The sequence below is a fragment of the Reyranella sp. CPCC 100927 genome, assembly GCF_007859315.1.
GTDB lineage: Bacteria > Pseudomonadota > Alphaproteobacteria > Reyranellales > Reyranellaceae > Vineibacter.
The window spans coordinates 1,006,968-1,020,407 of record NZ_VOHA01000001.1 but is presented as its reverse complement, the minus strand read 5'-3'; the positions used below and the strand labels follow the sequence as shown (position 1 = coordinate 1,020,407).

Genomic DNA, 13,440 nt, shown 5'->3' with positions numbered 1-13,440 from the left:
TCAAGGGATTTGTTGTCGGCCGTCAGCCGGCCGCCCGCTGCGACTCCGGTGCTGCGCCAAGCTCCAGCGAACCGGCCAGACGCGCCGCCGCATCCTCGACATGCGCACGCACCAACGCCTCGGCCTGCGCAGCGTCACGCGCCACCAGTGCGTGGAGGATCGCGCCGTGCTCGCGCCACACGGCCTCGTAGGAATCGCGGTCGCGCAGCACGGCGCCCATGACGCGGCGCAAATGCCGCCAGTGCGGCGCGGCCGTCTCGCCGAACAGCGGATTGCCGGATGCCTCATAGATGAACAGATGGAAATCGACGTCGGCGGCGATCAACCGGCCGGTGTCGCCTGCCGCCATGGCCGCCTGCCCGGCCTCCAGCAACGCCAGTCCGCGACCCGCCAGTGTCGGGGTCATGCGCATCGCTGCCGCCCGTGCCGCCGCGGCGTCCAGCGCGGCCCGGATCTCATAGAGGTGGCGGACATGATCGGGCGCCAGCGGCGCCACCATCACGCCCTTGCGGCCGGCATCGACGATGAACCCCTGGCGCTTCAGCAGCATCAGGGCCTGCAGCACCGGCTGGCGCGACACCCCGAACAATGTCGCCAGCCCCTCCTGCGTCACCCGCTCACCCGGCGCCAGCCGGCCGGCGCAGATCGACTCGAGCAGCGCGTCGTGCACGCGCTCGGCCAGGTCGGGCTGCAGTTCCAGGCGTGTCATCATCTCCAGGCGTGTCATCATCACTCCTGAGTACCGTATTCCGTATACAGAAGATCAAAGAAACCGTTTTGTCAACGGTTTAAGACGAGCCAGGATCAGCCCAGTCCGAGCGCCCGCAGCCGCGCGATGCGATCCTCGGTAGCCGGATGCGTCGCCATCAGCGCCGATGCCTTGGCGCCGAACTGGCGCAGTGGGTTGACGATGAACAGGTGCTGGGTGGCGCGGCTGGCGCCGGCGAACGGACGCGCCGCCGCGGTGAGCTTTTCCAGCGCCGAGATCAGACCGGACGGGTTGCGCGTGAACTGCACCGACGTGGCATCGGCGAGGTATTCCCGCTGCCGGGACACGGCGAACTGCACCAGCTTCGCCGCCAGCGGCGCCAGCAACGCCACCACGATCAGCACGACGAACAGGATCACCCCGGCGCCGCCACCGCCACCGCTGCGGTCGCGCGACCGGCCGGGCCCCCAGTTCATGAAGCGCAGGATCATGTCGCTGACCAGCGCGATCAGGCCGACCGTGACGCCGACCACGGTCATGTAGCGCATGTCGAGGTTGGCGACGTGGCCCATCTCATGGCCGATCACACCCTGCAGTTCTTCCCGGTTCAGCCCGTTCAACAGGCCACGCGTCACGCCGATGGCGGCGTTGCGGCCGGAGGTTCCGGTCGCGAAGGCGTTCATCGCCTCGTCCTCGATGATGAACACGCGGGGCATGGGCTGTCCGGAGGCGATCGACATCTCCTCGACGACGTTGAACAACCGCGGCTCGCTCTCGCGCGAGACCTCGTGGCCGCCCGTCATGGCCAGCACCATGCGCCCACCCCAGGCCAGCGATATCGAGCTCCAGACGATCGACGCCGCGCCCAGGCCGAGCGCGGCCAGCACGCCGCCGGCACTCAAGACGCCAAGCTGCGGCTTGGCCTGCGATCCGATGTCGAAATACCAGCCCACCAGATAGCCCAGTCCCGACGCCATCAGCGTCAGCACCGCCAGCAGCAGGATCGTGCGGCGGCGATTGGCGCGCTGCGCCGCCAGGAAGTCGGTGGCACCGACGGCGGCACCCGCCGGCAGTCGCGCCGTCGCGGTCGGCGACGCATCGTCGGTTGCCGACAACCAGGGACCGGCTCCAGGTGCCGCCGGCGGCGGACCGTTCTGCTGCCGTGGCGCCTGGCCCCACGGCCCCGGTGGCCGATCTACCATCGCCGCCTCAACGCGTGGGATCGCTGCTCGCCGTCATTCCGAGCGAAGCGAGGAATCTTTTGGTGGTCCGACGACAGGTCATGGCGAGAAGATCCCTCGCTGCGCTCGGGATGACGGGTCAAGCACTCAACGCAGCTTCACTTGCGGCACCGCTTTTTCGGTTTCGGGCACGTCGAAGAACTGGCCGATCGTGAAGCCGAAGCGGCCGGCGATCAGGTTGCCGGGAAACGACTGGACGGCGTTGTTCAGAGCCATGACGCTGTCGTTGTAGAACTGGCGCGCGAACGAGATCTTGTTCTCGGTCGTCGTCAGTTCTTCCTGGAGCTGCATGACGTTGTCGTTGGCCTTCAGCGTCGGATAGTTCTCCATCAGCATGAGAAGCTTGCCGGTCGCCTCGCTGAGCGCCGCCTCGGCCACACTGGCCTGCGCCGGACCGGTCGCCGCGACGGCGCGATTGCGGGCTTCGATGACGGTCTTCAGCGTCTCCTGCTCGTAGCTCATCGCGTCCTTCACCACCTGCACCAGGTTGGGGATCAGGTCGTGGCGACGCTTGAGCTGGACGTCGATCTGGCTCCACGCGTTCTGCGATTGGTTCCGGCGCGAGACCAGGCCGTTGTACGTCGCGATCAGCCATACGACGACGGCAACGATCACCCCCAATACGATCCAACCGCCCGTGCTCATGAAGCGCTCCTGTTCTGGTTTCCTGCCGGGAGCCTACGCCAATTCGGCCATCGTCATAGCAGGTCGGCAGCCTCGCAATTGACAGCGCGACGCAAAAGAACTTGGCCTACAGCCCGAAAAAGAGTATCTATAATCCCGAAAAATGCATTTGTTACAAACCCTTACGTCACTTTCTGCATAACGGGGCAAGACGATGGAAAAGGTAGTGTGCGCAATACTTTCGACTCTCATCCTCGCAAGTTGCGCCAACTCGCCGCAAAGCTCTGCGAGCCTGTCCGACGTCAACCCGCAGAGCGGGCTGATGCCCGGCATGCCCTATACGGCCCCGGCCTCCACGGCACCGGCAGCGCCGATACAGCAGTACACCTATGTGTTTCCGGGCAGCCAGAACGCCTGTGCGCCGGATCCGCAGCGCTTCGTGGCCGCTTCGGGCGCGGTGACCTACCGGGTGAAGAACTGCGCCAAGGACGAGTACGACTATTTCCCCGAGGCCCACAAGGATCGGGTCGACGCGCTGGTCGCACAGTGCCGGGCGCGGTGCACGACAGCATCCAACTGACGCTTTGACGCCGGCGGATGCCGGCGGGCTCCCAACCCAGACACGCGGAAGTCGATCTTCCGCGTGTTTTCGTTATCCGCATTGCAAGTACGAAGCTGGACGTCACGGCCCGGGTCCGACACGGTTGCGCCCGCAATCGCATCGTCAAGGGTCCATCATGCTTGCTGTCGACCGTCTCAGCCTCGATCGCCGGATCGACGCCCTCTTCACCCGCGTCGCGCGCGAAGGATCACCCGGCGCCGTCGTCGGCGTGATGCAGGATGGCGAGATCCTGGTGTGCCGCGGCTACGGGTTGGCCAGCGTCGACTATCGCGTGCCCATCACGCCGGCGACACGCTTTCGCATCGCGTCGGTCACCAAGCAGTTCACCGTCACGGCGGCGCTGATGCTGGCCGCCGAAGGACGCCTGTCACTCGACGAACCGCCGCATACGTATCTGCCGGAGTTGCCGCCGTTGCCGGTGACGATCGACCAGATGATGCGCAACAGCAGCGGCCTGCCCGACTTCCTCGAGCTGATGCGGTTGGGCGGTCATGGGCTTGATCGGCCCTGCCATGCCCAGGATCTGCTGGCCGCCGCGTGCCGCAGCCATCATCTCAACTTCGCGCCCGGCAGCCGCTTCCTCTACAGCAACACCAACTTCCTGCTGCTGGGACTGATCGTCGAGCGCGTCAGCGGCCAGCCCCTCGGCACGGTCTTCGCCGAGCGCATCTTCGGGCCGCTGGGCATGACCCGGTCCCTGCTGCACCCGTCGCTCGACGTGCCGGTGCCCGATCTCGCCACCGGCTACCTGGCCAATCCGGACGGCAGCGTGCGCCGCGCACCACACGCCTATCCCCAGGGTGGCGAGGGCGGCCTGATCTCGACCGTCGAGGACCTGCTGATCTGGAGCCGTCATTTCGACCGGCCGGTGCTGCGTCCGACCGACCTGCCGCAACGCCTGACCACGGCCATGGCGCTGGCCGGCGGCAGCGCCAACAATTACCTGCGCGGCATCGAGCGCGGCCAGATGCGCGGCCTCGCCACGCTGGGGCATGGCGGCCTGTGGCCGGGCTACCGCACCGAGTTCCTGCGCGTGCCGGATGCGCGCCTGACGGTCGTCGTGATCGCCAACCTCAGCAGCATCGACCCGTACCGGCTGGCACGCCGGGTCGCCATCGAGACACTGCGCGATGCCAATGCGTTGACACCGGCGCCGGAACCGGTGGCCGCATCGGCGATCGAGGGCATCGCCGGCACGTACGTGAACGAGGCGGAGCCGGCTCTGTTCGATCTGCTGTGGCGCGACGGCGAGCCCACCGTGATCCAGAACGGCATGCCCTTCGCCCTGGCGCCGCGCGGCGATGGCTGGCTGGCGGCCGACAGGGGCTCGTTCGAATTCGCCGTGCGACTGCCCGCCGTCGACGACACGCTCGATGTGGCGCTGGGCGCCGGGCGGGTGTTGCCGTTTCGCCGGCTGGCCTATCGCGACCGCCCACCGGCCGACCTTCCGGGGCGCTACCATGCCCGGGACTGCGATGCGACCTGGACCATCCCGCCGGCATCGCCGGACGGCGGATTGGCCGTCCACGTGGCCGGTCCGCTGGTCACCGGCGGTGCGCCATGGCCGGTGCGCGGCGTGGCCACCGACCTGGTCGAGATCGAGACGCCAAGCCCGTGGCTTGCCACCACGCAACTGGCACGGATCGAGCGCAACGCGGCCGGCGACATCACGGGTTTTGCCGTTTCCAGCGGCCGCATCAAGCAAATGAAGTTCGCCCGGGTCGGCGCGATCTGACCGGCTCGACCTGCGCGGAGAAGATGGCATGGCCTTGTTTCGCAGACGGATCCTGATCGGGGCCGCAGCCGGCACCGTGGTCACGGGCGGCCTACCGACATGGGCGCAGACCCGCGCCGGTGGCGAGCCATACCCGAGCCGATCGATCCGGATCATCGTGCCGTACGGCGCCGGATCGACGACCGACATGGCGATGCGCATGATCGCGCCGCGCATGTCGCAACTGCTCGGCCAACCGCTGGTCATCGACAACAAATCGGGCGCGACAGGCGCCATCGGCAGCGATGCCGTCGCGAAGTCGCCGCCCGACGGCTATACGCTGGTGATGGGCACGGTGGCCTCGCACGCCACGCTGGTGCCGCTGATGCCCACCCTGCCCTACAACGTCTTGCGCGACTTCACGCCGATCGGCCGCGCCGCGACACCGCCGGGCCTGGTTGTGGTCCATCCGTCGGTGCCGGCACGCACGCTGGCCGAGTTCGTGGCCTATTCGAAGACAGAGCCCAACGGCGTCGATTACGCGTCCAGCGGCGTCGGCGGATCGGGCCACCTGGCGACCGAACTGCTGCGTCTGAAGACCGGCGCCAAGGTCGTGCACGTGCCCTATCGCGACGTCGGCCGGGGAATCTCGGACCTGTTGGCCGGACGCGTGAAGATGATGATCTACTACGCGCCGCTGCTGCCGCACATCCGCAGCGGCGACCTGCGCGGATTGGCCGTGTTGTCGGAGCGCCGCGTCGCTTTCGCGCCCGACCTGCCGACCGCGATCGAGCAGGGCGTACCGGGGCTGATCGCCTCGGGATGGACGGGACTGTTCGGCCCCGCGGCTTTGCCCGACACCATCCGCGACCGGATCTACGGAGCGATGAAGGATGCCCTGCTCGACCCGGCCATCCAGCCGCTGCTCGCCGACCAGGGACAGGAGGCTGCGCCCCTGGCGGGCCTGGAATTCCAGCGCTTCGTCGAAGCCGAGATCGACAAGTGGGCGCAGGTCGTCAAGGTCGCCGACATCCGCCTCGACTGACCGGAGCGCCTCAACATAACAAAGCCCTCCGCGCGGGGGGCTTTGCGTCAGCGTCTTGCGGCAGGTGCGCCCCTATTTCCGGGCCACCATCATCTTCTTGATTTCGGCGATGGCCTTGGCCGGGTTCAGACCCTTGGGGCAGGTCTTGGTGCAGTTCATGATGGTGTGGCAGCGGTAGAGGCGAAACGGATCCTCGAGCTGATCGAGCCGGTCACCGGTCGCCTCGTCGCGGCTGTCGACGATCCAGCGATAGGCTTGCAGCAGCACCGCCGGACCAAGATAGCGCTCGCCGTTCCACCAGTAGCTGGGGCAGCTGGTGGTGCAGGAGAAGCACAGGATGCACTCCCACAGGCCGTCGAGCTTGGCACGCTCCTGCGGCGATTGCAGGCGTTCGCGCTCCGGGGCCGGGCTCTCGTTCTTGAGCCACGGCTCGACCGAGGCCAGCTGGGCATACGCCGTCGTCAGGTCGGGCACGAGATCCTTCACCACCGGCATGTGCGGCAGCGGGTGGATCTTCACGTCGCCTTTCACGTCGTCGATGTACTTGGTGCAGGCCAGCGTATTGGTGCCGTCGATGTTCATGGCGCACGATCCGCACACGCCCTCGCGGCACGAGCGGCGGAACGTCAGCGTGCTGTCGACCTCGTTCTTGATCTTGATCAGCGCGTCGAGAATCATCGGCCCGCAGTCGGCAAGGTCGATGTCGTAGGTGTCGATGCGCGGATTCTTGCCGTCGTCGGGATTCCAGCGATAGACCTTGAACGACTTCACCTGCTTGGCGCCCGACGGCGCCGGATAGGCCGCGCCGTTGCGATCGATCTTCGAGTTGGCGGGCAGTGCGAATTCAGCCATTGCGTCTCACTCCGGGCTCTGCCTGCCGCTCAGTAGACCCGCGCCTTGGGCGGGAAGGATTGCACGTCGTTGCTCATCGGCTGAAGCTTGACCGGGCGGTAGTCGATCTTGGTACCACCCTTGTCGTCGACCCAGATCACCGAGTGCTTCAGCCAGTTCTTGTCGTCGCGCTCCGGGAAATCCTCGCGCGCATGCGCGCCGCGGCTTTCGGTGCGGTTGGCCGCCGAGCGCACGGTGGCCTGCGCCTGCAGCACAAGGTTCTCGAACTCCAGGGTCTCGACCAGGTCCGAGTTCCAGATCATCGAGCGGTCCTTGACCCGGATATCGGTCTTGGCGCCGAACACCGTGTCGAGCCGCTTGCAGCCTTCATCCAGCGTCTTCTGCGTGCGGAACACGGCACAATCGCTCTGCATGGCGTTCTGCATGTCCAGGCGCAGTTGCGCCGTGCCCGTGCCGCCGCTGGCATGACGCGCCCTGTCGAGCCGTGCGATGGCGTCCTCGCCCGCGTTGGGCAGCGACTTGTGCGCAGCACCCGCCTGCACGACCTCGCCGGCGCGGATCGCCGCCGAACGGCCGAACACCACCAGGTCGAGCAGCGAATTGGAGCCCAGCCGGTTGGCGCCGTGCACCGAGACGCAGGCCGCCTCGCCGATCGCCATCAGGCCCGGCACCACCACATTGGGGTCACCGTCCTTCACGGTCACCACCTCGCAGCGGAAGTTGGTGGGCACGCCGCCCATGTTGTAGTGGCAGGTCGGCACGATCGGGATCGGCTGCTTGGTGACATCCACGCCGGCAAAGATGCGCGCCGTCTCGGCGATGCCCGGCAGGCGCTCGTGAATCACCTTGGGCTCGAGGTGCTCGATGTGCAGGTCGATGTAGGCCTTGTTGGGCCCGCAGCCGCGACCTTCGCGGATCTCGATGGTCATCGAGCGGCTGACCACGTCGCGCGAGGCAAGATCCTTGGCCGACGGCGCATAGCGCTCCATGAAGCGCTCACCGTTGGCGTTGGTGAGGTAGCCGCCCTCGCCGCGCACGCCCTCGGTGATCAGGCAGCCGGCACCGTAGATCCCCGTGGGGTGGAATTGGATGAACTCCATATCCTGCATGGGCAGGCCGGCACGCAAGGCCATGGCGCCGCCGTCACCGGTGCAGGTATGCGCCGAGGTCGCCGAGAAGTAGGCCCGGCCGTAGCCACCGGTGGCCAGCACCACCATGTGGGCGCGGAAGCGATGGATCGTGCCGTCATCGAGGTTCCACGCCATTACGCCGCGGCAGACGCCCTCGTCCATGATCAGGTCGAGCGCGAAATACTCGATGAAGAACTCGGCGTGGTGCTTCAGCGACTGCTGGTAGAGCGTATGCAGGATGGCATGGCCGGTGCGGTCGGCAGCGGCGCAGGTGCGCTGTGCGATGCCCTTGCCGAACTCCGTCGTCATGCCGCCGAACGGACGCTGGTAGATCTTGCCCTCGGCCGTGCGGCTGAACGGCACGCCGTAGTGCTCCAGCTCGATGATCGCCGGAATCGCCTCGCGGCACATGTACTCGATGGCGTCCTGGTCGCCGAGCCAGTCCGACCCCTTGACGGTGTCGTACATGTGCCAGCGCCAGTCGTCGGCACCCATGTTGCCCAGCGCCGCCGAAATGCCGCCCTGCGCCGCCACGGTATGGCTGCGCGTGGGGAACACCTTGCTGATGCAGGCGGTCTTCAGCCCTTTGGCAGCAATGCCGAAGGTGGCACGCAGGCCGGCGCCGCCGGCACCAACGACCACGACGTCGTAGGTATGATCAATGACCTTGTAGGCGCGACCACCAATGGACACCGTGCCGGCGGCACCATTGCCGTTGCCCTTCTTGTCGTCGAGCGGCATGACTAGCCTCCGAACGCGATTTTGAAGATCGCCACGATGCCGGCGACGATCAGGGCCGCGGCGATGAATTTCACTGCCAGGTCCAGCCCGATGCGCCAGCCCTTGGTATGCACGTAGTCCTCGATCACGACCTGCATGCCCAGCGCCGCGTGCCACAGCCCGACGGCGATGAAGAGGATCAGCATGGTCATGGTGATCGGCGAGGCGATCCAGGCGCGCACCGCCGCCTGGCCTTCGGGCGCCACGCGCAGCATCGAGATGATGAACCACACCACCAGCGGCACCAGCGCTATCGCCGTGACACGCTGCAGCCACCAATGATGCGTGCCGTCCTGGGCTGAACCCAGGCCGCGCACGCGGGCGAGCGGTGAGCGAAGATCGGCCATGGCCCTTACCTCACCAGGCTGGCGATCAGCCAGCTGCCAATCGTGCAAACGGCCGTCGCGGCGAGCACCATCCAGCCGCTGGCATAAGCTTCCTTCAACTCGAGCCCGTAGCCGGCGTCCCAGAACAGATGCCGGATGCCGTTGAACAGGTGATAGAAAAGACTGGCCGTCCAGCCGAACAGGAAGATTCGACCGAGGATCGAGCCGTTGAAGGACGCGATGGCGCCGTAGGTGCTGGCATCCGACGCCGCAGCGCAGATCCAGACGACCAGCCACACCAGCCCCACCGCCAGCGCGATGCCGGTGGCGCGGTGCGTGATCGACAGCATTGATGTGAGCTGCGGCCGATAGACCTGCAGGTGGGGAGAAAGTGGCCGTGAAACCGGCCGGTCGGCTGTGCTCATGCCTGTCCCGGAAACGATGATGCCGGGTCTGCGCGGACGAATCGTCCGCAAAGACCCGGCCACGGCGGGCACTTTAGTCCTCGCGGCGAGCAAGTCAACGCATAGCACCAACCACCGCGTTGCGCATCGAAACCGAGTGCCTTGCACATCACGCAATGCGGTCCCGCTGGAGCCGCAGATCAGCGCGGCATCAGCACCCAATAGTCGAGGTCGAGGACGACCGCAGGGTCGGTCCGGCCATCCGCCGACTTGTCCGGAAAGGCTGATGACGGTGCGTTCTTGACGGCGAGCGTGCGCAGGCGCAACGCGCCGACGTCGGTGCGATGCGCGAGCTCGGCTTTGTCGGTCACCTCCGACCAGGCGTAGATCGTGTCGCCGGCCAGGGTCGGGTTGGTGTGACTGCCGGCATTGATCGCAGCCAGCCGTAAGGCATTGGCGAGGCCGTTGAACGACAAGGCCCGCGCCAGCGAAATGATGTGGCCGCCATAGATCAGGCGCCGGCCGAATCGACTGCCGGCAGCCAGGCGCTGATCGAAATGCACCTTGGCCGTGTTCTGGTAGAGGCGCGTGGCGATCATGTGCTCGGCCTCCTCGATGGTCATGCCATCGACGTGGTCGACACGCTCGCCGATGTCGTAGTCACGCCAGCGATGCGTCGCACCGGCGAGCTGCGCGTCATAGGACCCAAGCGACAGGCCGGCCGGCACCACGAGGTCGCTCGCCGCGACGGCCGGCGCCAGCTTGGGCGTCACGGCCACGGGAAGCTCGGCCTTGGGATCACGCTTGCGCACCATCACCCAGCGCACGTAGTCGAGCACGACTTCACCGTGCTGGTTGCGACCGGTCGAGCGCACATGCACGACACCGCTCTCGCGGTTCGAGTTCTCGCGCAGGCCGATGACCACCGACCGGGTCGACAGCGTGTCGCCGGGATAGACCGACGCGCCGAAGCGGCACTCGGCGTAACCGAGATTGGCGATCGCATTGAGCGACACGTCCGGCACGGTCTTGCCGAACACGATATGGAAGACCAGCAGGTCGTCGACCGGTGCGCGCGGCAGGCCCAGCGACTGCGCGAAGGCATCGGACGACTGCAGGGCGAAGCGCGTACCGTAGAGCGCCGTGTACAACGCCACGTCGCCCGACGTGACGGTGCGCGGCGTGGCATGGACCAGCTCCTGCCCGATGCGAAAATCCTCGAAGAAATTGCCGGCGTTGGTCTTGGTCATTGTCGGGCTCCGTGCTCTCCTCTCCCGCACGCGGGAGAGGAAGGGGCCCATCGTGCGCAGCACGATGGGAAGGTGAGGGCCCAAGGACTCGGCTCCTCGTGTGTATCCCCTCACCTCGGTTTATCGGCCGACGGCCGATAAACCTGACCGGACGCTGCGCGCCCGTCGACCTCTCCCGCTTGCGGGAGAGGTGAAGACATCAGGCGCCGGCGAGGGCGGCGATTGCCTTGGCGAGCGCGAGCTGGCGCTGGGCCTGCTCGACGTGAAGATTCTCGATCATGCGTCCGTCGACGGTGACCACGCCCTTGCCGGCCGCGCGCGCCTGATCGAATGCCGTGACGATCTTCTCCGCCATCGCGAGATCTGCCGCCGTGGGCGCGAAGACCTCGTTGCAGGGCTCGACCTGGCTGGGATGGATCAGCGTCTTGCCGTCGAAGCCCATCTCCAGGCCCTGCACACAGGACGCCCGGAAGCCCTCGGCGTCCTGGATGTCGTTGTAGACGCCGTCGAGGATTGCGAGGCCACTGGCGCGCGCCGCCAGCATGGTCACCCCCAGCGCGACCATCATCGGCAACCGCATGGGCGTATGGCGCGCGCGCAGATCCTTCACCAGATCATTGGTGCCCATCACGAAGCAGGCCAGCCGCGACGAGGCGGACGCGATCTCCTCGGCGTGCAAAATGCCGCGCGGCGTCTCCATCATGCCCCACATCGCCATCGACGGCGGCGCGCCGGCTTCGTCCAGCAGTTCGACCACGGCGGCCACGTCGGCGGCGCCTTCCAGCTTCGGCACCAGCACCGCGTCGGCACCCGAACCGGCAATGGCGACGATGTCGTCACGGCCCCACGGGGTGCCCAGGCCATTGGCGCGAATGACGATCTCGCGCTTGCCGTAGGCGCGGCTGGCGGCAGCGGCCACGACATTGGCGCGTGCCGCCGCCTTGGCGTCGGGCGCCACGGCGTCCTCGAGGTCGAAGATCAGCGCGTCGGCCGGCAAGGTGCGGGCCTTTTCCAGCGCACGCGTGTTGGCGCCGGGCATGTAGAGCACGCTGCGGCGCGGTCGGACAGTGGCAGTCATGGCGAAATCCTCTCCCCCCGGCAAGCGCGGCGGACTATATAGCGATCAACCGATGTAACAACCCATAGCCGCCCGGCATGCGAATCCTGTCGATCCAGTCTCATGTGGCCTATGGTTACGTCGGCAACCGGGCGGCAGCCTTTCCGTTGCAACGGCTGGGCCACGAAGTGTGGGCCGTCAATACGGTCGAATTCTCCAACCACACTGGATACGGTGCATGGAAGGGACGCGTCGCCGCACCCGATCAAGTGCGCGATGTCATCGAGGGCATCCGCGAGCGCGGCGTGCTGCCGTGCTGTGATGCCGTGCTGAGCGGCTATCTCGGCGACGCAGCCCTGGGCGAGGTGGTGCTCGATGCCGTAGCCGCCGTGCGAAACGCCAATCCCGCCGCGATATGGTGCTGCGACCCGGTGATCGGCGACGTCGGCCGCGGCGTCTTCGTGCGTCCGGGCATTCCGGAGTTCTTCCGCCAGCGCGCCGTCCCCCTGGCAGACATCGTGACGCCCAATCATTTCGAGCTCGAGCTGCTGACCGGCCGCACCGTGACGACGCTGGACGGCGCGCATGCGGCGGCGCGGACGCTGCTGGCGCCCAATAGCCATGCGGCCGGCCCCGCCATCGTGCTGATCACCAGCCTGCGGCATGCGGCCACGGCGGACGACTCGATCGAGATGATGGCCGTGACGGCCGGCGGCGCATGGCGCATCGTGACGCCGCTGCTGGCTTTCGCCGTGGCCCCCAACGGCACCGGCGATGCCGTGGCCGCGCTGTTCCTGGCGCAATGGCTGAAAACGCGCGATGTGGCCGCCGCGCTGTCCTATGCCGCCTCGGCCATCTTCGCGGTCCTTCAGGCAACATCGGTGGCCGGCGAACGCGAGTTGCAGTTGATCGCGGCGCAGGACACGCTGGTCGCACCGCCGCGCTCGTTCGCGGCCGTCCGGCTCTGAGGTGCTCTTGCTGCTCGATGGCATCGACCCGATCTATCTCGGCATCGAGGGCGCCGTCATCGGCTTCCTGATCGCCTTGCCGATCGGGCCCGCCGGCATCCTGTGCATTCAGCGCGCCATTTCGCATGGCGCGCTCGCCGGTTATGCCACCGGTGTCGGTGCCGCCGCCGGCGATGCGGTGTTCGGCGGCATGGCTGCCTTCGGCCTGAGCTATGTCGCTGAGTTCATCACCCACTACGAGACGGTGATCCGCGCCGTCGGCGGCGTGCTGCTGATGTGGATGGGCTGGTCCTACTACCACCATCGGCCTCGCACGATCGGCGATCCCGTCGCCGCCGATCGGGCACATCCCTACCTGACGTACCTGCACTACCTCAGCTCCAGCTTCTTCATCACCGTTTTCAACCCGATCACCGTGATGGCTTTCGGCGCCGTGTTCGCCAGCCGCGGGCTGAGCAATGTCGGCAGCGACATGCTCGCCGCCACCATCCTGATCGCAGGCGTGCTGGTTGGCGCACTGGCGTGGTGGGCGGCCCTGGTGCTGGTCTCGTCGGCCGCCCGCAGCTGGTTCGTGGGCGGCGGCCTGATCTGGCTCAACCGAGTCTCGGGCGCTGCCCTGGGCGGCTTCGGCCTGCTGGCGGCGATCTCGGTTCTGCCGATCAACTGGACGTCGGTGAAGGCGGCCGCGGGACTGCCGTAGGTTCTCTTCGCGCGCGGA

14 protein-coding genes are annotated in these 13,440 nt (G+C 67.1%); 5 read left to right on the top strand and 9 right to left on the bottom strand.

Annotation, left to right across the window (positions count from 1 at the left end; all coding sequences use genetic code 11):
• Window positions 1–22: 22 nt before the first annotated feature.
• From FQU96_RS04640 to FQU96_RS04630, 3 genes are all read right to left on the bottom strand, one after another.
• Window positions 23–727 carry a GntR family transcriptional regulator gene (locus FQU96_RS04640; RefSeq protein WP_218574594.1) on the bottom strand — a complete coding sequence of 235 codons (705 nt, stop codon included), beginning with the start codon at window positions 725–727 and terminating at the stop codon, window positions 23–25.
• A 77-nt stretch (window positions 728–804) separates the two neighbouring features.
• Window positions 805–1,911: a M48 family metallopeptidase gene (locus FQU96_RS04635; RefSeq protein WP_146539641.1), complete on the bottom strand. Its 1,107-nt coding sequence runs from the start codon at window positions 1,909–1,911 to the stop codon at window positions 805–807.
• Window positions 1,912–2,037: 126 nt separating this feature from the next.
• Window positions 2,038–2,595, bottom strand: coding sequence for a LemA family protein (locus tag FQU96_RS04630; protein WP_146539640.1), 558 nt, complete (start codon window positions 2,593–2,595; stop codon window positions 2,038–2,040).
• A gap of 310 nt (window positions 2,596–2,905) precedes the next feature.
• On the opposite strand from FQU96_RS04630, the gene FQU96_RS04625 reads away from it, so the two are divergent.
• From FQU96_RS04625 to FQU96_RS04615, 3 genes are all read left to right on the top strand, one after another.
• Entirely contained in the window at window positions 2,906–3,154 is a 249-nt protein-coding gene (locus FQU96_RS04625) for a hypothetical protein (protein WP_146539639.1), read from the top strand.
• A gap of 157 nt (window positions 3,155–3,311) precedes the next feature.
• Window positions 3,312–4,931: a serine hydrolase gene (locus FQU96_RS04620; RefSeq protein WP_146539638.1), complete on the top strand. Its 1,620-nt coding sequence runs from the start codon at window positions 3,312–3,314 to the stop codon at window positions 4,929–4,931.
• Window positions 4,932–4,959: 28 nt separating this feature from the next.
• The gene (locus tag FQU96_RS04615; protein ID WP_146539637.1) at window positions 4,960–5,955 is read left to right on the top strand and encodes a tripartite tricarboxylate transporter substrate binding protein; all 996 of its coding nucleotides are present in this window, start codon (window positions 4,960–4,962) and stop codon (window positions 5,953–5,955) included.
• Window positions 5,956–6,027: 72 nt separating this feature from the next.
• On the opposite strand, the gene FQU96_RS04610 is transcribed toward FQU96_RS04615, so the two are convergent.
• The 6 genes from FQU96_RS04610 to FQU96_RS04585 form a co-directional block, all read right to left on the bottom strand.
• Window positions 6,028–6,807 carry a succinate dehydrogenase iron-sulfur subunit gene (locus FQU96_RS04610; RefSeq protein WP_146539636.1) on the bottom strand — a complete coding sequence of 260 codons (780 nt, stop codon included), beginning with the start codon at window positions 6,805–6,807 and terminating at the stop codon, window positions 6,028–6,030.
• A gap of 29 nt (window positions 6,808–6,836) precedes the next feature.
• Window positions 6,837–8,678 (bottom strand): succinate dehydrogenase flavoprotein subunit, encoded by a 1,842-nt coding sequence (sdhA, locus tag FQU96_RS04605; protein ID WP_146539635.1) that lies wholly within the window; start codon window positions 8,676–8,678, stop codon window positions 6,837–6,839.
• Between the two features lie 2 nt (window positions 8,679–8,680).
• Entirely contained in the window at window positions 8,681–9,064 is a 384-nt protein-coding gene (sdhD, locus tag FQU96_RS04600; protein WP_146539634.1) for a succinate dehydrogenase, hydrophobic membrane anchor protein, read from the bottom strand.
• Window positions 9,065–9,069: 5 nt separating this feature from the next.
• Window positions 9,070–9,468 carry a succinate dehydrogenase, cytochrome b556 subunit gene (gene sdhC / locus FQU96_RS04595; protein WP_146539633.1) on the bottom strand — a complete coding sequence of 133 codons (399 nt, stop codon included), beginning with the start codon at window positions 9,466–9,468 and terminating at the stop codon, window positions 9,070–9,072.
• 179 nt (window positions 9,469–9,647) lie between these two features.
• Window positions 9,648–10,697: a MaoC family dehydratase gene (locus tag FQU96_RS04590; RefSeq protein WP_146539632.1), complete on the bottom strand. Its 1,050-nt coding sequence runs from the start codon at window positions 10,695–10,697 to the stop codon at window positions 9,648–9,650.
• A 199-nt stretch (window positions 10,698–10,896) separates the two neighbouring features.
• Window positions 10,897–11,775: a CoA ester lyase gene (locus FQU96_RS04585; protein WP_146539631.1), complete on the bottom strand. Its 879-nt coding sequence runs from the start codon at window positions 11,773–11,775 to the stop codon at window positions 10,897–10,899.
• Window positions 11,776–11,852: 77 nt separating this feature from the next.
• Here FQU96_RS04585 and pdxY point away from each other — a divergent pair, with 77 nt between their 5' ends.
• Both pdxY and FQU96_RS04575 read left to right on the top strand, forming a co-directional pair.
• Entirely contained in the window at window positions 11,853–12,722 is an 870-nt protein-coding gene (gene pdxY / locus FQU96_RS04580) for a pyridoxal kinase PdxY (protein WP_146539630.1), read from the top strand.
• Window positions 12,723–12,729: 7 nt separating this feature from the next.
• Window positions 12,730–13,422 carry a LysE family translocator gene (locus tag FQU96_RS04575; protein WP_178130309.1) on the top strand — a complete coding sequence of 231 codons (693 nt, stop codon included), beginning with the start codon at window positions 12,730–12,732 and terminating at the stop codon, window positions 13,420–13,422.
• Window positions 13,423–13,440 lie beyond the last annotated feature (18 nt).